Annotated in this window: 16 protein-coding genes and 1 pseudogene; 7 read left to right on the top strand and 10 right to left on the bottom strand. The window is 67.0% G+C overall.

The genetic code is table 11. The features are described from left to right. Positions 1–10: 10 nt before the first annotated feature. Positions 11–685 carry a glutathione S-transferase family protein gene (locus tag PKB_RS12770; RefSeq protein WP_043252228.1) on the bottom strand — a complete coding sequence of 225 codons (675 nt, stop codon included), beginning with the start codon at positions 683–685 and terminating at the stop codon, positions 11–13. 123 nt (positions 686–808) lie between these two features. Between PKB_RS12770 and PKB_RS12765 the strand changes: the two genes are divergently transcribed. Next, complete coding sequence (locus PKB_RS12765) at positions 809–1,726, top strand: LysR family transcriptional regulator (RefSeq protein WP_043252226.1); 918 nt, start codon at positions 809–811, stop codon at positions 1,724–1,726. 4 nt (positions 1,727–1,730) lie between these two features. On the opposite strand, the gene thiM is transcribed toward PKB_RS12765, so the two are convergent. Continuing rightward, positions 1,731–2,594, bottom strand: coding sequence for a hydroxyethylthiazole kinase (gene thiM, locus PKB_RS12760; RefSeq protein WP_084166628.1), 864 nt, complete (start codon positions 2,592–2,594; stop codon positions 1,731–1,733). Between the two features lie 353 nt (positions 2,595–2,947). Here thiM and PKB_RS12755 point away from each other — a divergent pair, with 353 nt between their 5' ends. Then, complete coding sequence (locus PKB_RS12755; RefSeq protein WP_156958029.1) at positions 2,948–4,417, top strand: hypothetical protein; 1,470 nt, start codon at positions 2,948–2,950, stop codon at positions 4,415–4,417. A gap of 48 nt (positions 4,418–4,465) precedes the next feature. Further along, positions 4,466–7,246, top strand: coding sequence for a DUF2235 domain-containing protein (locus PKB_RS28760; RefSeq protein WP_052355270.1), 2,781 nt, complete (start codon positions 4,466–4,468; stop codon positions 7,244–7,246). Between the two features lie 9 nt (positions 7,247–7,255). On the opposite strand, the gene PKB_RS12745 is transcribed toward PKB_RS28760, so the two are convergent. From PKB_RS12745 to PKB_RS12735, 3 genes and pseudogenes are all read right to left on the bottom strand, one after another. Next, positions 7,256–8,323: a hypothetical protein gene (locus PKB_RS12745; protein WP_052355269.1), complete on the bottom strand. Its 1,068-nt coding sequence runs from the start codon at positions 8,321–8,323 to the stop codon at positions 7,256–7,258. Between the two features lie 155 nt (positions 8,324–8,478). After that, on the bottom strand, positions 8,479–9,015 hold the full coding sequence (locus PKB_RS12740) for a cysteine hydrolase family protein (RefSeq protein WP_043252223.1): 537 nt from the start codon (positions 9,013–9,015) through the stop codon (positions 8,479–8,481). Between the two features lie 37 nt (positions 9,016–9,052). Beyond that, a pseudogene (locus tag PKB_RS12735) lies at positions 9,053–9,928 on the bottom strand (LysR substrate-binding domain-containing protein). A gap of 133 nt (positions 9,929–10,061) precedes the next feature. On the opposite strand from PKB_RS12735, the gene PKB_RS12730 reads away from it, so the two are divergent. The 3 genes from PKB_RS12730 to PKB_RS12720 are packed head-to-tail and all read left to right on the top strand — an operon-like array spanning position 10,062 to position 13,133. Further along, entirely contained in the window at positions 10,062–11,114 is a 1,053-nt protein-coding gene (locus tag PKB_RS12730) for an agmatine deiminase family protein (RefSeq protein ID WP_043252221.1), read from the top strand. A gap of 4 nt (positions 11,115–11,118) precedes the next feature. Beyond that, the gene (aguB, locus tag PKB_RS12725; protein ID WP_043252219.1) at positions 11,119–12,027 is read left to right on the top strand and encodes an N-carbamoylputrescine amidase; all 909 of its coding nucleotides are present in this window, start codon (positions 11,119–11,121) and stop codon (positions 12,025–12,027) included. A 2-nt stretch (positions 12,028–12,029) separates the two neighbouring features. Then, entirely contained in the window at positions 12,030–13,133 is a 1,104-nt protein-coding gene (locus PKB_RS12720; protein WP_043252217.1) for an extracellular solute-binding protein, read from the top strand. Positions 13,134–13,222: 89 nt separating this feature from the next. On the opposite strand, the gene PKB_RS12715 is transcribed toward PKB_RS12720, so the two are convergent. The 4 genes from PKB_RS12715 to PKB_RS12705 all read right to left on the bottom strand — a co-directional run bounded on the left by PKB_RS12715 (position 13,223) and on the right by PKB_RS12705 (position 16,818). Beyond that, entirely contained in the window at positions 13,223–14,302 is a 1,080-nt protein-coding gene (locus tag PKB_RS12715; protein ID WP_043252216.1) for a C45 family autoproteolytic acyltransferase/hydrolase, read from the bottom strand. Positions 14,303–14,350: 48 nt separating this feature from the next. After that, positions 14,351–14,503: a hypothetical protein gene (locus tag PKB_RS29580; protein ID WP_156958028.1), complete on the bottom strand. Its 153-nt coding sequence runs from the start codon at positions 14,501–14,503 to the stop codon at positions 14,351–14,353. A gap of 174 nt (positions 14,504–14,677) precedes the next feature. Next, positions 14,678–15,406, bottom strand: coding sequence for a substrate-binding periplasmic protein (locus PKB_RS12710; RefSeq protein ID WP_242411227.1), 729 nt, complete (start codon positions 15,404–15,406; stop codon positions 14,678–14,680). Between the two features lie 200 nt (positions 15,407–15,606). Further along, positions 15,607–16,818 carry a patatin-like phospholipase family protein gene (locus PKB_RS12705; protein WP_043252214.1) on the bottom strand — a complete coding sequence of 404 codons (1,212 nt, stop codon included), beginning with the start codon at positions 16,816–16,818 and terminating at the stop codon, positions 15,607–15,609. A 294-nt stretch (positions 16,819–17,112) separates the two neighbouring features. On the opposite strand from PKB_RS12705, the gene PKB_RS12700 reads away from it, so the two are divergent. Beyond that, positions 17,113–17,847 (top strand): substrate-binding periplasmic protein, encoded by a 735-nt coding sequence (locus PKB_RS12700; RefSeq protein WP_043252212.1) that lies wholly within the window; start codon positions 17,113–17,115, stop codon positions 17,845–17,847. 22 nt (positions 17,848–17,869) lie between these two features. Here PKB_RS12700 and PKB_RS12695 read toward each other — a convergent pair whose 3' ends face one another. Continuing rightward, positions 17,870–19,087, bottom strand: coding sequence for a multidrug effflux MFS transporter (locus tag PKB_RS12695; protein WP_052355268.1), 1,218 nt, complete (start codon positions 19,085–19,087; stop codon positions 17,870–17,872). Positions 19,088–19,150 lie beyond the last annotated feature (63 nt).

Genomic DNA, 19,150 nt, shown 5'->3' with positions numbered 1-19,150 from the left:
CCTCCTGGGCTCAGGCCGGGACGTTCTGCGGGAAGAGCGCGCGACGGGTTTCCTCGTCGAACTCCGCCTTCAGCACCAGGCGCTCCTTGAGTTGCAGCGCGCGCTGGGCCGCCGGCCGCTCGGCGATCTCCGCCACCAGCCGCTGCACGCTCGGATAAGCGCTCAGGCCCTGCTCGCCAAGGATGTAGCCGGCGAAGTTGGCCCAGCCCCACAACGCGATGTCGGCGATGCTGTACTCGTCGCCAGCCAGGTAGCGGCTCTGCGCCAGGCGTTCGTCGAGCACCCGGTAGTACCGCTCGACTTCCTTCAGGTAGCGGTTGCGCGCATAGGGCAGCTCTTCAGGAGCATGGTGCAGGAAGTGCACGGCCTGGCCGGAGAACGGCGACAGCCCGGTGGCGATGAACTGCAGCCAGGACAGCAGCGCCCCACGCTCGGCCGCGCCGGTCGGGAGGAAGCGCCCATGCTTCTCGGCGAGGTAGAGCAGGATCGCGTGGGAGTCGAACACGGTGGCGTCGCCATCGACCAGCGCCGGCACCTTGGCGTTCGGGTTGATCTTGCGGAAGGCCGGCGTGTGCTGCTCGCCCTTGAAGGTATCGACGCCGATCACCTCGTAGGGAACCTGCAGTTCCTCCAGCAGAAGCGCGGCTTTCATCGGGTTGGGAGACGGGTGGAAGAAGAATTTCATGGGGCATCCTCGATGGCGGATCGGCGTACCGGGGATTCGGTAGCGCCGTTGGGGAGGATGTTGCAGCGCCCTCGTTCGAATGACGTACGATTCAACCGACCAGAACATTCGAAGGTTTCGAACATGCTTGCCACCGAAGAACTCGCCCTGCTGCAAGCCATCCGCGACACCGGCAGCCTGTCCCGCGCCGCCGCGCGCCTGGGCAAGGCGCCTTCCAGCGTGTCCTACGCCGCGCGCCAGCTGGAGGAGCGCTTCGATGCCCTGCTCTTCGACCGCCGCCGCTACCGCCTGCAGCTGACCCCGGCCGGCGAGCTGCTGGCGCGCGAGGCCGAGCGCCTGCAGCAGGACGTCGAGCGCCTGACCCGTCGCGTGCAGCAGGTTGCCAACGGCTGGGAGAGCCGGCTCTGGATAGTCACGGACGAGCTGCTGGAGTTCGACAGCCTGCTGCCGGTGATAGACGCGTTCGACTCGCTGCAGTCAGGCGTGTCGCTGCGCTTCACCCACGAAGTGCTCAAAGGCGTATGGGAGGCGCTGCGCGATGGCCACGCCGATCTGGTCATAGGCGCCACCAACGAGCCACCGGCGACGCCTTCTCTGCGCTGGTTCGAGCTGGGTCGCATGGACTGGGTGTTCGCCGTGGCGCCCAAACACTCGCTAGCCAAGGCCACCGAGCCACTGAGCCGGGCCCAGCTCGCCGAGCACCGCGCGGTGGTGGTGGCGGACTCCTCACGCAGCGGCGAAGGCCGCACCTACGGGGTTTCCGGCGGGCAGCCGGTGCTGGCGGTGCCGAGCATGCGCGGCAAGATCCTCGCCCAGCGCGCCGGCCTGGGTGTCGGCTGGCTGCCGCGCCAGCGGGTCAGCGGGCTGTTGGCGCGCGGCGAGTTGGTGGAGAAAGCCACGGCCGATCCGCGCGAGCCGAACATCCTCTACGTCGGCTGGCGCGGCGACCAGGAAGGTCCGGCGCTGCACTGGTGGCTGGAGCGTTTGCGCGAGCCGCGGCTGGCACAACGCCTGGTGCAGGGCCTGGACGCCTTCGCCTGACGAATCAGGCGCCGGCCTGCTCCGGCATCAGCTGCGCGCGCTGGCGGATGAGTTCAGCATCCACCGCATCCAGCGCATCGAGGAAGAGCGCGGCGAAGGTCCCAGGACCACGACTGCCCTCCTCGGCCAGCTCCGAAGCCACGGCGAAATGCACATGGGCCGCGCTCAGGGCGGTGAAGGCATCTTCGCTGACCGCCAGATAAGCCGCGACCAGCGCCCCCAGCGCGCAGCCGGAAGCCGTCACCCGCGGCAGCAAGGCGCTGCCGCCACCGATGCGCAGCAGGCGCGGCACGGCGCTATCCGCGCTATCGCCAACCCAGCCGAGCACATGATCGACCGGCCCCGAAGCCGACACCGCCTGGCACTGCCGCAGCAGCTCCACCGCCGCCGGCACCGCTTGCGCGGGGTCGTCTGAGCTGTCGAAGCCCGGCGCACCCTCGCCCAGCCCGGCCAGGCCGATGATCTCCGAGGCATTGCCGCGCACCACCGAAGGGTTCTGTCGCAGCAGCTCGGCGGCTACCGCGCCGCGCCAAGGCAGGCCGCCAGCGCCAATCGGATCGAGCACCCAGGGCCGCCCCGCCGCGTTCGCCGCCTGCACGGCCAGGCGCATCGACTCGACCTGGGCGCTGGTCGGCGTGCCCAGGTTGACCAGCACGGCACCGGCCACCTTGGCGAACCCGGCGGCCTCCTCGGGGTTGTCGACCATCGCCGGCGAGGCCCCGGCGGCCAGCAGCACGTTGGCCATGAAGTTCGCCGAAACCACGTTAGTCAGGCATTGCACCAGCGGCCGCCGGGCACGCAGCTCGGCGTGGGCGGCAACTATGCCGTCGAGGGTGGGCAGGCGTTTGGCGAGGGGTAGCGCGGGCATAAAGAACACTCCAACCGATGAAAACTTCCGCCCGCTCATCCCAAGGCCGGCGGCCGCGGCAATCTTCGAGTTTCCGACGAGGGATTACCAGCCCGCACGTCACTGCCCCCAGACGCAAATTCAATCCTATGCAATAGGACACCAACGCGAGCGGACAGCCGAAAGTGGAGAAAAATTCTCCATTAGTCGCCAAGTGCCAGCAAAGCGCCACTGTTCGGCTAGCTTCAAGCGTGTAACCACAACCCACGCGAGGCCAGCAGATCCGCTCGGTTTCGAACGCCCTGTAGTGCGCGGTAGGTCTTACGAGACGCAATGGATGGCCGGTCCCGATTGCCCAAGTAAGGAGTGCTGCCATGGGTACCGCACTGCCGCTTTCGTCGATACGTCCGCTGTTCTTCCTCGGTGGTTTGGCCCTGCTGCTATGCGGATGCGCCTGGGGCCCCTCGGCCAATGTTCGGACCCTGCCACCCGAATGCCATCTGCCTCCAGCCCAGGCCGTCAAAGGGACAGACCTGCAAATACTCCAGGCGGCTTTCCGTCACGCCCGCCAGGGTGTTCTGCTGACCTCGGAGCCCGCCGCCACCGACAGCCCCTCTACGCTAGGAGTGTCGCTACCTAGCGCCTCGGACCGCCAGGCGCTGTACCGCGAATCACTCGATCACGGCCAGATACAGGCGTTCAGCAAGCTGCTCGAACAATCCGCAACCCTGCTCAACACGCCGCAGGGCCAGAACAAAGTACCCGGCAGCGTGCGCGAGGAACTCGCCTCGCGCATTCCCTGGCTGGCGCGGCAGGAGGAGCCGCTCCTGTCGGTGCAAGACCCGGCCAACGACTCCGCCAACAACCAGGCCGTCGCCGATGGCCTGTCCTTGATCGGTTTCGTGCAGGCCAAGAATGACAGCCTGCTGAAGGTCAACATCAAGAGTCAGATCACGCCGTTCCACGCCAGCGATCTGAAGGCGCTGCAGCCGTCTATGCAGCGTCTCTCGACCCTGGCGCCCTTCCACCAATTGACCCTGCTGACCGCGGAGCGCATCGCCCGCCACCTGGAAACCCAGCACGAGGAAACCCCTGAACTGCTCGGCATGGTGGCGATCTTCAATACGGCCAACTTCATTTCGACCTACTTCGACGAGTATTTCCGTGGCGGGCAATGGCTGCAGGTCAGCGTCGACCAGCCGGCTTTCGAGGACGCCGTCGTCAAGCGGGTCAACGAACAGCTGAAGACGCCCCTGAGCGCCGACCAGCAACAGGCGCTGAAGGACACGCTGAAGGCCCATTGCAACCAAACCGCGGGGCTTTGCTCGGGGCTGCCGACGTTAGGCCAGAGCGGCTTCGTGTCGATATTCGGCCAGAATCTGCAGTTCGCCGGGGTAAACCTGGTCTTCGGCGACGAAAAGTCGGCGAAGTTCTGGAAACCAACGCTGTCCTCGCCCTCCGTCGGCGTGCTCGGCCCACAGCTGGCACAGGTGATGGTCGAGGCGGTGTTCGACGCCAATGGCCAGCACCCTCCGGGCCTGGCAGGAAAATCCACGGCTTGCGTGAAGGGGCTTTTCGATGAGCGTGACCAGCCGGGTCAATGCATAACGACCCCCGGCAAGGACTGGTCGACCCTCGACATCCGCGGCAACCGCACCCAAGCCGTGGTCACCACCGGCACGGGCGTTCTCATCCGGGGCGGCTACATAGCCTCGCTGAACAACGAAACCGTGGCCTCCATCATCGAGACCTTCGCCGGCGCGTCGGCACGCAAGGCCGTGCAGCAGATCGCCACGACCTGCAACCGCCCGGCACTGGCCGATGTCGCCCAGAACGATCTCTGATCCTGTCGGCGCGAATCGCATCCCTGAATGCACTGGAGATGGAAAACCATGCCCAAACGACTGCTGCTGTTCTCCGATGGCACCGGCAACAGCTCCGCCAAGGCGGAAAAAACCAACGTTTGGCGCCTGTTCCAGGCCGTCGACCTGCGCGATGGAAGCCAGAAGGCCTACTACGACGACGGTGTCGGCACCTCATCGAACAAGTACCTGGCCGCCCTGGGTGGTGCCTTCGGCTGGGGCCTGAAGCGCAACGTCATCGACCTCTACAAGTTCGTCTGCCGCAACTACGAGGATGGCGACGAGATCTGTGGCTTCGGCTTCAGCCGCGGCGCCTTCACCATTCGCCTGCTGGTCGGGCTGATCCATTTCGAGGGGCTGGTTCGCCCCAGCAGCGAGGAGGAGCTCGACCGGCTGGCCAGGGCCGCCTATCGCCACTACCGCAGCGAGCGTTTCCACTCCTTCAGCCCGCTGGTGATCTTGATGCGCGGGCTGCGCGATGCGGCGCTGCGCTGCTACGACGCCCTGCGCCAGCGCGCGCCCTACAGCCCCGCGTGGAACACGGCGGATGTGAAGATCCAGTTCCTCGGCCTGTGGGATACGGTCGAGGCCTATGAGGTCCCCATCGAGGCCCTCAAGAAAGCAATCGACCTTGCCATCTGGCCCCTGGTGTTCGCCGATCTGAAGCTGTCCACCAATGTCGTTGCCGCCCGCCATGCCCTGTCCCTGGACGACCAGCGGCAGACATTCCATCCATTGCTGTGGGACGAAGCTGGAGAGGATCAGATGGTCGCCAAAGGCGATGTACCGCCCGGCCGGCTGCTGCAGGTTTGGTTCGCCGGGGTGCACAGCAATGTCGGCGGCGGCTATCCCGAGGATCGGCTGTCGCTGGTCCCCCTGCACTGGATCATGAGCGAAGCGAGCCACGCCGGGGTCGTCCTGCTGCCCGACGCCGTGGACCGAGTGGTCATGGAGAAATCCGCCTGCGCCCGTCTATACGATTCGCGCGCCGGCGTCGCGACCCTCTACCGCTACGCACCACGGCGCCTGGAGCACTGGCGCAAGGTCGATGGTTCAGCCATCTTGCCGATCATCGATGGCAGCGTGATCCGCCGCATGGTCGACGGGCAGGACTACTACGTGCCTGTGCCCCTCCCCCGCAATTTCCGGGTCCTGGCGCCCAGCGGCATCTGCAAGACCATCGTCCAGGGCGTCCTGCAGCCGACAGCGCCCCTCCAGACGGTGCCCCTGATGGGCATGACGAGCGCAGCCCTTCGCGCCGAGGAAGCGGCCACCTGGAGTGCCTGTACGGCCCTGAGCAACCCGCCGCCCGGCGCGCTGGCGATCGTGGCGGACACCATCTGGTGGCGCAAGCTGACCTACCTGCTGACGCTGCTGTTCGGCGCCCTGTTGCTACTGATGCCAACCTTCGCCAGCAACCTGCCCGAGTGGGCCGGCTCCAACTCGGACGAGCTGATTCGCCGGGGCCTGCAGGGGCTGAGCTACCTGCTTCCCAACGTGAGCACGTTATGGACCCGCGCCTTCAGCATGGCGCCCGATGCTTTCGCCCTGCTCGCCGCCGGGCTGGGAGCCTCGCTCTACATGAGCGGTCGACTCAAGACACGCATCGGCGATCGCGCCCGGTTGGCCTGGCACCGGCAATTCCAGCCGAAGTACCTCGCCTGGCAACGGCAGTCCGAGCGCAATGGCCGCAATGTGACGCTAGTCATCGGGCTGCTGTTTGCGATGTCGGCACTCGCGGTCTGGCTCGGGCCGGCCTTCGAGCCTGCCGCTGCGCAAAACCTGATGGCACTCGAGCTCGCCTGCACCGCCGTACTGACCTTGCTGCTCGCCGGGTGGCGTAGCTACCGCCTGAAAATCGTCAGCGCTGCCCGCGACACGCTTCGCGCATCGGCATCGCCGACTACCCCGCTGCCCAGAACCTTCGCCCTGCAGCTGGCGGAAACGCTCCGGCGTAACAAGACCCTGGCGACCTGGTATGGCTACCTGACCGACTACCTCGTCCCCGGCCTGGTCATCCTGCTGTTCCTGGTGCTGTTGACGGAATCGGTAATCCGCCTGGCGTTCGACATCGGCGACACACGGGGTAGCTATTGCCAGGCGTCCAGCAGCGCATCGGGTGAAGCCAGCGACATCTTCGATACCGCCTCCCTCTGCTGGAACACCGGCATCCAACTGGAGAAAGGCGCCCGCTACCGCATCACTCTGAAAACCCGGGGTGACTGGTTCGATGCCTACCAACGCGCCGATGTCGCCGGACGGCCTTCCAGCACACCGGTCTTCGTACTTTTCTCGCCACTGAAGCGCCAATGGCTGGAGGACTGGTTCAAGCCCATCGCCCGAATCGGCGCCAAGGGCAACGACGAATTCGCGCTGGATCCGCTCGCCCCCTTCACCGAGCACCGCTACGAGAACGTGGATGCCTCGCGGGTCAAGGAATCGGCTACATCGCCGATCAGCGACGCCGAAGCGCAGGAGCTGATGTGCGAGCAACCGACACCGGACGACCATCGCACCCTGACGGCCGAGATCACCGCCGACGCCAGCGGCACGCTCTATCTCTACGTGAACGATGCAGTGCTGAGCTGGCCGTTCAATGTCGGCCACTTCTACGAGAACAATCGCGGCACCGCGCAGGTGACGGTCGAGCATTTGCATCCAGATGGCAGTGTCCGGCCCCTTCGCTCCGCCAGTCCCGCATCTCCGACCGCAGACGCGCAAACGCTCAGGTGCGAATGCCCTCTGCAGAGGCAGGGCACTGCTGCGGCGCCTGCCGCAGCGCCAGCGGCCTGCGCCCCGAGGCTGGATTAGGTTGCCTGCTCAAGGCGCCTCGCCGGCATCCGGGACCGACTGCGGTGCGGTCTGCACGCGTGGCTGTTCGCTTTCGAGCAGGTTGCCTTCGACCTGTATCGAGAGGTAGCGCACCCCGGCCAGCACGCCGCTGTCGGGGTCGTTCATCAGCTTCAGCCATTGCTCGTCGAAGGCCGCGTTGACGCTCTTGCGCAGCTGCACCTCCATTTCCGGCCGAGCCTTGTCGCGGCTCATCACGCTAAAGCCGAGGCTGCCGAGGGAGATCATCGCGCCCGCCACCTTGCCCACCGCCGAGGCAACTGCGCTGGCCGCGCCGCCGACGGTCATCTCGCCGACGAGTCGTTCGCTGGTCTGCTTGGCCACCGCCGCCATGCCGGCGTCCGGTTCCTCGACGCTGGTGCCGGCCTTGCCGGCCTGGCGCACGTGTTCGAGCAGCGCCGTATAGGCCGGCACCGACTGCGGCGAACGCGCGTGGAGCAGCTGGAACAGCGAGGCGTTGCGCGCCTCCGGCGGGCCCAGGACGATGGCCGGGATGTCTTGCAGGCGGCGGTCGAAATCGCCTTGGGCGATGCCGTAGCGGCCGGGCATCGCCTTCACCTGGGCTCCCAGTTCCTGCAGGTAGTAATCGGTGGAGGCCTGCATGATCGAGTCGGGGTCCATCTGCCGCCCCACCGCGTCGAGCACGCGCTTGCGGTATTGCCCTTGCAGGTAGTTGGCCAGGCGTGTGGCCGGCTCCTCGTCGTTCTTCGCGCCGAGCTTGTACCAGGCCACCCGCACGCCCAGCCATTCCTGGGTCCAGTAGCTGGAGAACCAGGGGATGAAGTCCGCATCGGTGCGCTGGTAGACCAGGTCCATCCAGTTCTGCATGGCGCCTTGCGCGTAGTCCTCGGCCTTGCCGCTGGCGGCTTGCGAGGCCGCCTGCAGGTCCGCGTCGACCTGCCGCCAGGTCGCCGGCGAGACCGGTACCGGCGGTTTCGCCGGGTGCCCGGCACAACCGCACAGCGTCAGCGCGAGCCCGAGCAGCGCGGCGGCGAGCAGCCAGCGGAGGATGGATAGCGATCGCGGAACAGCGTTCATGGCGACGCACTCGCTGCGCGGCCCGCCCGTACCGCGTCATTGCCGATGCCCGGCCGCCCCTCCCCGGCACGGCGTCTTCATTGAGTATAGGTAGCGGGCCCGACCGCTCCTGCGGGTTAGGACCGCCACCACGCCACAGCGTGCGCGCTTGCCGACTAGCGGACGCTCACCTCGGCCGCCGGCAGCACAAGCAGGCGCGGGGCGAAGCTGCTCATGCTGGAGAAGGTGGCGTTGTGGTGCGCGACTATCTGCTCGGCCTTGAGCACGGCGTTGTCGACGGTCGAGTGGGCGTCGGCCACCAGGGTCACGTCGTAGCCCTTGGCCAGGGCGCTGCGCACCGTGGTGTCGACGCAGAAGTCGGTCTGCAGGCCGCAGATCACCAGGCCGTCGACGCCCAGTTCGTTCAGCACTTCGGCCAGGTCGGTGCCGTTGAAGGAGTCCGGCGTGGTCTTGCGCACGCGCGCATCGCCCTCGCCCACCAGCAACCCTTCGGCCAGTTGCCAGCCGTCGCTGTCGTAGCGGAAGTCGCCGTCCGGCTCTTCGTGCTGGACCAGCACCACCGGCACGCCGGCGGCGCGCGCCAGCTGGCTCAGGCCGTTGATCCGCTGCAGCACGCGCTCGATGTCATGGGCGGCGCCGGTGCCGCTGCAGAGGGCCTGTTGTACGTCGATGATGAGCAAGGCGGTGGTCATGGCAACGTCCTGGGGCACGGGAAAGGAGGCCGTCTTTTTAGCAGAAGTCACCATCCCCCGCCTCCAGCTGCTGTGCCAGCCATTGGCAGAAGTCCCCAGCCAGGGCGTTGCGCTCGCTGTCGCGGTGCACCAGCCAGGCCCAGTTGGCGCCGCGCACGCTCTGTTCGGTGAGCGCCGCCAGATTGCCCTTCGCGAGAGCGTCGCCGGCCAGCAGGCGGCTGACCAGCGCAATGCCCAGCCCCTAGCAGGCGGCGTCGAGCAACTGCCCGGGATCGGAGAAGTTCAGGCCCTTGGCGCACTGCCCGACCGGCTCACCGCCCTGCAGCTGCCAATAGGCCCAGTCCATCTCGCGCTCGCCGTGCAGGGTGGTCCGCTCCGCTTCCGGCTGCGCCAGCACGGCCGGATGACAGGCCGGATACAGGCGGTCCTCCAGCAGCACGCGGAAGGTGCATTCGGCCTGTGCGCTGAGGTCGTCGCGCACGGCGACGTCGACCGTCTGGGTCGCCATGTCCGGCGTCTCGTCGGTGGTCAGCAGCCACAGGTCGACCTGCGGGTGGCGGCGATGGAAGTCGCCCAGGCGCGGCACCAGCCAATGGCGGGCAAAGGCCGGCGTGGTGTTGACCACCAGCTGGTTCGGCTTGCGGTACTGATCCAGGCGGCGGATGCCCACGGCCAGTTGCTGCAGCAGCGCCTGGGTGGTGCTGAGCAGGTCGAAGCCGGCATCGGTCAGCGCCACCTTGCGCCCCTGGCGATGGAACAGCGGCTGTTCGAGGAAGCTCTCCAGGCTGCGGATCTGCTGGCTGATCGCCGACTGGGTGAGGTGCAGCTCCTCGGCGGCCTTGTGGAAGCTGCCCAGGCGGGCGGCGGCTTCGAAACCGCGCAGGGCATTCAGAGGGGGCCAGTGCTTGAGCATGATCGATAAGTCCTGCTAATCGAATTTCCGCAAAATCTATCGTTTGTTGCCGCGTTTTCACAGGCCTAGGATGAACTCCAGGCGCCTACCTCCGTTTCCATCCAATAAAAATTCCTTACCTGAAGGTTCCGCTATGCATCGCAACGACGATTGGCAGAACGGCTGGCACATGCCTGCCGAATGGGTCCCCCACGCCGCCACCTGGATGGCTTTCCCGCACAACATTTCGCTCTGGGAAGGCAGCTGGCGGGTGACGCTGGAGCAAGTGCAGGAAGACTTCGCCCGGGTCGCCAACGCCATCGCCCGCTTCGAGCCGGTGAAGATGGTGGTCGACCCTTCGGCCGTGGAGCGCGCCCGCGAACTGTGCGGCGCGAACGTCGAACTGCTGCCGATCGCGATCGACGACAGTTGGTGCCGCGACTCCGGCCCGACCTTCGTCTGCCACCCGCAACTGGGCCTGGCCGGCGTGAGCTGGCGCTTCAACGCCTGGGGCGGCAAGTCGGCCCACGGGCTCGACGAAGGCCTCGGCCGGCGCATCCTCAACCAGCTCGGCCTGGAATGCTTCGGCACGCCGCTGGCCAACGAAGGCGGCGCCATCCACGTCGACGGCGAAGGCACGCTGATCACCACCGAATCGGTGCTGCTCAACGGCAACCGCAACCCGGGCATCAGCAAGCGCGAGATCGAGGACGTGTTCAGCCGCCTGCTGGGCATCCGCAAGACCATCTGGCTGCCGGGCGATCCGGACTACGTCACCGGCGACATGACCGACGGCCACGTCGACGGCGTCTGCGCCTTCGCTCGCCCCGGCGCGCTGCTGGTGGACGCCACCCGCGACCCGAACTCGACCTACGCGAAAGTGGCGAAGGAGAACCGCCGCGCCCTGGAACTGGCCACCGACGCCCAGGGCCGCTCCTTCGAGATGCTCGAACTCTTCGAGGCCAGCGACGCGGTCGATCCCGAGGCGGAGGTCTTCTGCGCCTCCTACACCAACTTCTACCTGGCCAATGGCGCGGTGATCATGCCGGCCTACGGCATCGACGCCGACCAGACAGCCGCCGAAACCCTGCGCCTGGCCTTCCCCGGCCGCGAAGTGGTGCCGGTGCAGATCAACCACCTGGCCCACGGCGGCGGCGGCGTGCACTGCATCACCCAGCAGCAGCCGGCCTGGCTGGTGCGGGGGTGATGCGATGAGCCTGCTGACCGTCGCCACCGTGCAATTCGCCTGCAGCTGGGACCTGCGCGCCAACCTCGACACCGCCGAGCGCCTGGTGCGCGAAGCGGCCGCCGCGGGCGCGAAGCTGATCCTGCTGCCGGAACTCTTCGCCACCCCCTACTTCTGCATCGAGCAGGACCACCGCCACCTGGCGCTGGCCGAGCCCTACGCCGGCAGCCCGCTGCTCGCGCGCTTCGCCGACCTCGCCGGGGAGCTGGGCGTGGTGCTGCCGCTGAGCTGGTTCGAGCGCGCCGGCAACGCCTACTTCAACTCGCTGACCGTGGCCGACGCCGATGGCCGCCTGCTCGGGGTCTACCGCAAGACGCACATCCCCAACGCCATCGGTTACCAGGAGAAGGAGTACTTCAGCCCCGGCGACACCGGCTTCCGCGTCTGGGACAGCGCCGTCGGCCGCCTGGGCATCGGCATCTGCTGGGACCAGTGGTTCCCCGAGACCGCGCGCTGCCTGGCGCTGCAAGGCGCCGAGGTGCTGCTGTTCCCCACCGCCATCGGTTCCGAGCCGGGCGCCGATCACCTCGACTCGCGCGATCACTGGCAGATGACCCAGCGCGGCCACGCCGCCGCCAACCTGCTGCCGGTGCTGGCCTCCAACCGCATCTGCGAGGAAGTGGCCGGCAGCGACGCCAGCCTGCGCATGCGCTTCTACGGCTCCTCGTTCATCAGCGACCACAAGGGCCAGCTGCTGGCCTCTGCCGACCGCGAAACGGCCGGTGTGCAGGTGCGCACCCTCGACTTCGCCGCCATGCGCGAGGAACGCCTGAACTGGGGCATCTACCGCGACCGCCGGCCGGAAATGTACGGCCCGCTGCTGGGCCTCGACGGCCAGCACGTCCATCCACGCTGGCAAGGCCTGGGAGTCTGACGATGAAACGCGACAAACCTATCCGCATGGCCGCGCTGGGGCTGATCCTGGCCGGCGCGCAGCTGAGCGCGAACGCCGAAGACAAGGTCCTGCACCTGTACAACTGGGCCGACTACTTCGCCCCCGACACCCTCGCCGCCTTCACCCGCGAGACAGGCATCCAGGTGGTCTACGACATCATGGACAGCAGCGAGACGCTGGAAGCCAAGATGATGTCCGGGCACAGCGGCTACGACATGATCTTCCCCGGCGACACCGTGGCCGAGCGGCTGATGCGCGCCGGCGCGCTGCAGAAGCTCGACCCGGCGAAGCTGCAGCACCTGGACGACATCGAGCCGGGCCTGCGCGAGCTGCAGACCAAGTACCCCTACTCGCGCCACGCCGTGGTGCCCTACACCTGGGGCACCGTGGGCCTGACCTTCAACCGCGCGATGATCGACAAGCGCCTGCCCGATGCGCCGGTGAACAGCCTGGACATGCTGTTCAAGCCGGAGCTGGCGGCGAAGTTCGCCGATTGCGGCATCTCGATGATCGACTCGCCCGACGAAGTGCTGGCCGTGGTGCTCAACTACATCGGCCGCGACCCGCGCAGTGGCGATCCGAAGGACCTGGCCGACGCCGAAGCGGTGCTCAAGCGGATCAAGCCGTACATCCGCAAGTTCCAGTCGCAGCCAGTCACCCAACTGGTCAACGGCGACATCTGCCTGTCGCTCGGCTACAGCGGCGACGTCACCCAGGCGCAGCGCGCCGCCGACGAAGCGGGCAAGAAGGAGCGCTTCGAGTACCGCGTGCCGCGCGAGGGCACCAGCATCTGGATGGACACCATGGCCATCCCCGCCGATGCGCAGCACCCGGAGTACGCCTACGCGCTGATCAACTTCATCATGCGTCCGCAGAACATGGCGGCGATCAGCAACGCCACCGGCTACCCGACCTCCAGCGCCAAGGCCAAGCCGATGGTCGATCCGCTGATGCGCGACAACCCGGATATCTACGTCGACGAAGCCACCTACAAGCGGCTGATCCCCGGCAAGGACATCCCGCAGCGCACCATGCGGGCGCGGATGCGTGCCTGGACCGACTTCAAGACCGCGTCGAGCCACTAGGACCAGGCGCCCCGCTCCGCTCGCGGCGGCGGGGCGTCAGGAGAATTGGAAGCATCGGAAGCGATGCCGCGCGAACGTCGCCCGACGGCTCAAAAGCGCAATGCGCCGTCGCGGGCCAGGGCCTTTGGTGTGCCGGCGACGTACTCCAGGGCGCAGCCGGCGGTGTCGATGGATACCGACAACAAGGTTTCCCAGCGCTCGGTTTCCGGCTGGCTCGGGTCCGGGTGAAAGCACACCACCGCCTGATCGCCCGCCGCGCCGCAGAAGGCATCGGCGCGCTCGACCAGCTCGGTACGAACCATTTCCGGGGTCATCGCCTTCAGGTGATCGAGGCGCGCATAGGTAGTGGAGACGTCGGCGGTGCGTTCGCCACGGACCAGATCGGGGTCGAGGAAGTGGTTGGTATGCAGCAGCCAGCCGTCGTCGCCGGGCAGGACCACGCCGACATGCGCAGGGCTCATCTCGATGCTTGCCGCGCGCGGATTCCCATCAGCCTGGGTGAAGGCGGTCAGCACGGTGGAAGCACTCACCCGTGCCGAACGCGCCAGGGCGATGGCCTCCTCCACGCTGCGCGCCTCCTCCAACACGCGGCGGGCGATGGCGTGCACCGGCACCCCGGCGTCACCGTTGTCGCTGGCGTGGTGCAGGATGTTGAAGTGCAGGCCCAGGCCTGCGCTGTTCACGCCGATCTTGCCGAGCATGCCGAACTCGGTGAACAGCTTGACGATCAGGCCGCTCGCGCCAACGAATTGCAGCAGCAGGCCGTGGGGCACCAGGCTGTCGTGCCAGTCCCAGGTCTGCAGGCTCAGCGGAGCCGCCGCACCGGCCGGTGCGTACACCGAGGTGGAGCACTCGCCTTCCACCGGCTGCGCCGGCATCACCGCGAGAATCTCGGTGCGCGCGTTCAGCGCCGCCAGTTGCCACAGCGGGCGCTGCACGCCTTTGGCCAGGCCTTCGATTTCCCGCGCCAGCGCCGGGCACCAGGCATCCAGCGCGGCCAGGCTGGCCTCGCCGATGCTGCGCACCTGTACGTTGGGAATGCCCAGCTTGGGGAAGAACGCCAGGTACAGGTCCAGGGTGCGGCCGATCTGCGCCGCCCACTGCTCGCCGATCTGCCGGCCGCGCTGGTAGGGGTCGCGAAGGTCGCTGACGAAGGAATGAATGATCACTGCAAGGCTCCTTGTTACGAAGAATACCGGGCTCCGGCGGGAGCCTCGCTAAAGGCTCGCGCCCTGACGACTATAGATCTCGCGGCCGGCGAACCGGGCTTTCAGCACCCTGCCGTGCGGGTCGATGACCTGGAGGCCGGGCTGCTTCAGGCGCAGCACCTCGGCGTCGGTGCCCACAGAGAGGATATGGAGCACGCCCATCTGGAACGCGGGGAGCTGGTGGAGCAGCTACCGGATTGCTGGCGCGACCAGAGCGCCTTCGGCCCGACCATCCACGTGCTCTTCCTGCCGCACCGGCGCACCACCCGCAAGGTGCGGGTGTTCATCGACTACTTGAAGGCCACCTGCAGGCCGAGGGGCTGGGTTGAGGCGGCGTCAGCGGCCGAGGTAGCGGTCGACGATGTGCTGGTACTCGCCGCTATCGACCACCGCGCGCATCTCCTGGGCGTAGTGGTCGGCGAACTCGGGGGTGTTCGAGCGCTTGCTGAAGGCCACTTCCGAGGCGTCCGAGGAGACCACCACGTCGGTGGCCACGATGCGCTCGCTCAGCCCCAGCTGGCGCAGCTCGTACAGGCCGCTGTTCTCGTCGGCGATGATGCCGTCGAGGCGCTCCTTGTCGATCATGTGCCAGAGGTTGAGGCGGTTGGCGTTGAAGAACACCCGCCCGGCGAAGTCGGTGTGGCTCATGAGCTGCTGGTAGGACTCGCCGTAGGCCACGCCGACCTGGGCGCCGAGGCGGAATGAAGTGCTCAGCAGATCGAGCAGGTCGTGCAACGGGTATTGCGCCTGGAGCTCCTTGCGCATGAAGAGGATGTTGCGCGACGGTTTCCAGATTGCGCCGGAGAAGTAGGCGTAGACCTCGCGCTCGGGCTTGCGGAAGGCGCCGGGCAGCACGTCCAGGTGACCGTTCTCCAGCTCCTTCAGTGCCCGCGCCCAGGGCAGCTTGACCAGTATCGTGCGGCAGCCCATGCGCTCCAGCACGTGGCGGTTCAGGTCGACGTAGATGCCGCCGACCGAACCGTCCTCCAGTTGCATGCTGAAAGGCGGATCGTCGTCCCAGCGCAAGCTCTTCTCGCAGGCCAGCAGGTACGCGGGCAAGAACACGAGGAAAATCGCGGGGACGAAGGCGCGCAACAAGCGCACCAATGACGCAGAGCGGGCGGCAATTCTCGGCAAGGTCGCAGCTCACAGCGGTCGGGGTTACCGGAGTCTAGAGAATCGGCGGGCATTCGGGAAAGTGCCGGATACGACTACCGCGCTTGCCAATACGACCACCTGGCAGGAACCGAAGGCGCAGCCCCGACCTAAGGCACCAGACCCAGAGCCCGCGCGTGCTGGTGGGCAGCGGCAAACTGGTCGTGACCTATCTCGCAGCGATAGGGCTCATTGCTCATGCGAATCGGCTGGTTGAGGAAGTCGCCGGCGATCCAGCCTTGCCCCAGGCGCACGATCAGGTTTACGTCTTCCTCCTCGACGGCATCCATGTCCATCTTCACCAACTTCAGGAACTCATCCTGAGCGAATCCGTGCGGCGCCTGCCAGATGCCATTCGCGTCCTTGTTCCTGGGGCGGATCAGCGGGTTCAGCCGTACCAGATTGCCGACCACCGGGGCATCGTTTTCTTCCAGTGGCACCTTTTGGCCCAGGCTTACATGGGCAATGAAGGTGGCCGCATCCGGCGGGTCCCCGATGATGCTCATGGCCAACTTGCGCAGGTCGGCCTTCAGGCCGGTTTCCAGCGGCAACTGGGTCAGCTTGTGGTCGGGAGCCGACTCTGGCTTCGACCGGGGCAACTGGCCGGCGGTGGCGGTGCCTATGCTCAACGCGCGGATATCCGCAGCCGGTTTTTCGTTCGACAGTGCATCGACCACCGCCGCCAGCACTGGATTGTTCAGACCGGCCACGCCGCCGTCCCAGAACGCCTCACGACGAACCATGGCCGGGGCATCGAAATAGTTGACCGGTGCATTGGTCGAGGCATGGATGGCTTCGGCCAGGGTCACAGGCGTGGGCGTCGAGAAGCTGGCCGCACGACTCTTGGGGTTGGAGCGGAAATACCGTGCCCGTTGCACCTGGTAGTCGAAGGCACAGACGATGATGTCCGGACAGTCGCCTCCCATGACGTCGTCGCGCAGGTCGGTGAGCAGGACATTGCCGGCGTTGCGCAGGATCGACTGCAGTCCATCCAGCTTGGCTGACGCATCATATTTCGGACCGACGTCAGCGAGCGCCTGCAGGGTGCCCGCTAGCGGCGCCTTGAGGAACGAATTGCGCACGAAGATGCGCTTGCGACTGCTTTCGCTGCGAAAATAGTGTTCCAGCAACTCGCCCAGGCGCAGATTCTCGAACAGGCCACCGAGCACGATGGAGCCACCGGAGTTTGCTGCCACCAGATCGTACCGGCGCAAGACATCGTGCCCACGTGCGTCAATACCAAACATATGCTGCAGAGCCATCGCCTGGAGCAGCGCCCAGGTGCCACCACCGTCGAGGGACAAGATGCGGTATTCGCTCATAGCCAGACTCCCTTCAAGCCAAGTCCACTGCCGATCGGCAATGTTGCCCTGAGCTGAGCGTAGCCGAGCGCAACGGTGCTCCCCGGGGCGCGCGCAAACCGTTTGGCAATCGTTGAGGCGGCACGTATCGCCTTTTGCGATTGCGGTGCGCGAGCCGGATTCTGCACGTCAAGTACGGCAATCCCCGTGCCCGGAACTGCCGCGCAAATATAATGGCCATTGGCCAATTTGACCGGCGACAATTCGCATACCGCCCTATAGTCTCTGGCGCGCCTCATCCTCGGGATCCGCTTCATGAAGCTGCTGTTCGCTTGCCTCCTTTCCCTTTGCTCTTTCGCCGCCAGCGCAGCCGAACTGCACCTGCTCACCGACGACCACCCACCGCTGCAATTCCTGCAGCAGGGCCAGCTCAAAGGCTACGGGGTGGACCTGGTGCATGCGCTGGCAGGGCTCACCGGCGACCGCGTGCGGCTGGACCAGACGCCCCTGCGCCGCGCCCTGCTGCTGGCCGCGCAAACCCCGGACACCGGCGTCTTCCTGGTGCTCCGCAGCCCCGAGCGCGAAACGCAGTACCGCTGGGTCGGGCCGGCGCTGGACGTGCAGATCGGCCTCTACTCGCTGGGCGACAAGCCGCTGCCGCTGGCCAGCCTGGAACAGGCCCGGCATGCCGGGCGCATCGCCGTACCGCGCAAATGGCTGGGCTACAGCTACCTGCAGAAGCACGGCATGGACAACCTGTACGGCGTGGAAAGCCCCGAGCAGATGATGAACCTGCTGAAACTCGGCCGCGCCGATCTGGTGGTGGCCGATGATCACACCATCACCTCGCTGGCCCGCGACGCCGGCATCGACCCGCGCCAGATCCACCTGCGCCTGGCGCTGCTGCGCCAGGGCGTCTACATCGCCTTCTCGCCGCAGACCGACGCACAGCGAATCGCGAACTGGCAGGCGGCTTTGGATCAGCTGCGCCAGCAGGGCGAGCTGCAGCGCCTCGCGCAGCAATGGCAGGTCGACCAGGCCTGGCGCTGAAGCGCCAGGCCCGCGACATTCACTAGCGTGCCGGCGCCTCTCCGGCAGCCACCAGCATCCGCGCGCAGCACAAGCTCCCAAGTCCGCACAGGGCGATCACCCAGCCCATCGGCCAGGGCGTGCCGTCGGCGCACAAGCCGACCAATGCAGAACCGAGAATGCCCGAGCCGTAATGGATCGAGCCGATCAGGGCCGACACCGCGCCGGCCTGCTGGGGCGAGCCGGCCAAGGCGCCGGCGATGGAGTTGGCGACCACGAAACCGGTGGCCGCGATGAACAGGAACAGCGCCAGCGCCAAGGCCGGCAAGCCACCCATGTCGGTTGCGGCGACAGCTGCCAGGATCAACCCGGCGCCCGCCGCCATGCCGCAACCCAGGCGCAACAGGCGGTCGCTGCCGTAGCATTCCACCAGGCGCGCATTCACCTGGTTGGTCAGCATGATGCCGACGATGCCCACGGCGAAGAGCACGCCATACAGTTGCGGCGAAAGATGGTGGTAGTCGATGTAGGCGAACGGGCTGCCGGCGATGTAGGCGAACATCCCCGCATAGAAGAAGCCGCCCGCGCCGGCGTAGGCCAGGAAGCGCCGCTGCCGCAGCAGTTCGCCGTAGCGGTGCACGGCGCCGGCCAGGGGTTCGCGGCTGCGCAGCTCGGCCGGCAGGGTTTCCGGCAACAGCGCCAGCGCGCCCAGGGTGGCCAGGCCGACGCCGACCAGCACCCAGAAGATCGCCTGCCAGGACCCCAGCCGCAGGATCAGGCCGCCCAGGCTCGGCCCGACCAGGGGCGCGACCGCCATCACGGTCATCAAGGTCGAGAGCATCCGTGCAGCCGCAGGCCCCGAGTAGAGGTCGCGGACCATGGCACGGGCCAGGACCACGCTGGCGCAGGCGCCGACCGCCTGCAGCACGCGCCAGCCGATCAGCGTCGGCGCGCTAGTGGCCAGCGCACAGCCGGCGGAGCCGAGGATGAACAGCACCAGGCCGATGGCGATGGGCAGGCGCCGGCCGTGTCGGTCACCGATCGGCCCCCAGAGCAGTTGGCCGAGGCTGAAGCCGACCAGGTAGCCGGAAATGCTCAGCTCGACGCTGCCGGGGCTGGCCGCCAGCGCAGCGGCCATGTGCGGCAGCGCCGGCAGGTAGAGGTCGGTGGAGATGGAAGCGAAGGCCATCAGGGTGCTGAGGATCAGCAGGACGCCGAGGCCCTGGTGCGGTGTCGCGGTGGAAATCAATTGTTCGGTCATGCACGCGGGTTTTGCAGTGGGAAGGACGGGCCCCGCTCCGCCAGGAGTCGGGCGCCAGTTGTC

Source organism: Pseudomonas knackmussii B13 (assembly GCF_000689415.1).
Classification (GTDB): domain Bacteria; phylum Pseudomonadota; class Gammaproteobacteria; order Pseudomonadales; family Pseudomonadaceae; genus Pseudomonas; species Pseudomonas knackmussii.
This window is presented reverse-complemented; position numbering and strand designations above follow the sequence as displayed.

Bases quoted from the DNA above. Each gene is read 5' to 3' on its own strand.
- PKB_RS12770 (WP_043252228.1), bottom strand. From the start codon at position 685: ATGAAATTCTTCTTCCACCCGTCTCCCAACCCGATGAAAGCCGCGCTT.
- PKB_RS12765 (WP_043252226.1), top strand. From the start codon at position 809: ATGCTTGCCACCGAAGAACTCGCCCTGCTGCAAGCCATCCGCGACACC.
- thiM (WP_084166628.1), bottom strand. From the start codon at position 2,594: ATGCCCGCGCTACCCCTCGCCAAACGCCTGCCCACCCTCGACGGCATA.
- PKB_RS12755 (WP_156958029.1), top strand. From the start codon at position 2,948: ATGGGTACCGCACTGCCGCTTTCGTCGATACGTCCGCTGTTCTTCCTC.
- PKB_RS28760 (WP_052355270.1), top strand. From the start codon at position 4,466: ATGCCCAAACGACTGCTGCTGTTCTCCGATGGCACCGGCAACAGCTCC.
- PKB_RS12745 (WP_052355269.1), bottom strand. From the start codon at position 8,323: ATGAACGCTGTTCCGCGATCGCTATCCATCCTCCGCTGGCTGCTCGCC.
- PKB_RS12740 (WP_043252223.1), bottom strand. From the start codon at position 9,015: ATGACCACCGCCTTGCTCATCATCGACGTACAACAGGCCCTCTGCAGC.
- PKB_RS12730 (WP_043252221.1), top strand. From the start codon at position 10,062: ATGCATCGCAACGACGATTGGCAGAACGGCTGGCACATGCCTGCCGAA.
- aguB (WP_043252219.1), top strand. From the start codon at position 11,119: ATGAGCCTGCTGACCGTCGCCACCGTGCAATTCGCCTGCAGCTGGGAC.
- PKB_RS12720 (WP_043252217.1), top strand. From the start codon at position 12,030: ATGAAACGCGACAAACCTATCCGCATGGCCGCGCTGGGGCTGATCCTG.
- PKB_RS29580 (WP_156958028.1), bottom strand. From the start codon at position 14,503: ATGGGCGTGCTCCATATCCTCTCTGTGGGCACCGACGCCGAGGTGCTG.
- PKB_RS12705 (WP_043252214.1), bottom strand. From the start codon at position 16,818: ATGAGCGAATACCGCATCTTGTCCCTCGACGGTGGTGGCACCTGGGCG.
- PKB_RS12700 (WP_043252212.1), top strand. From the start codon at position 17,113: ATGAAGCTGCTGTTCGCTTGCCTCCTTTCCCTTTGCTCTTTCGCCGCC.
- PKB_RS12695 (WP_052355268.1), bottom strand. From the start codon at position 19,087: ATGACCGAACAATTGATTTCCACCGCGACACCGCACCAGGGCCTCGGC.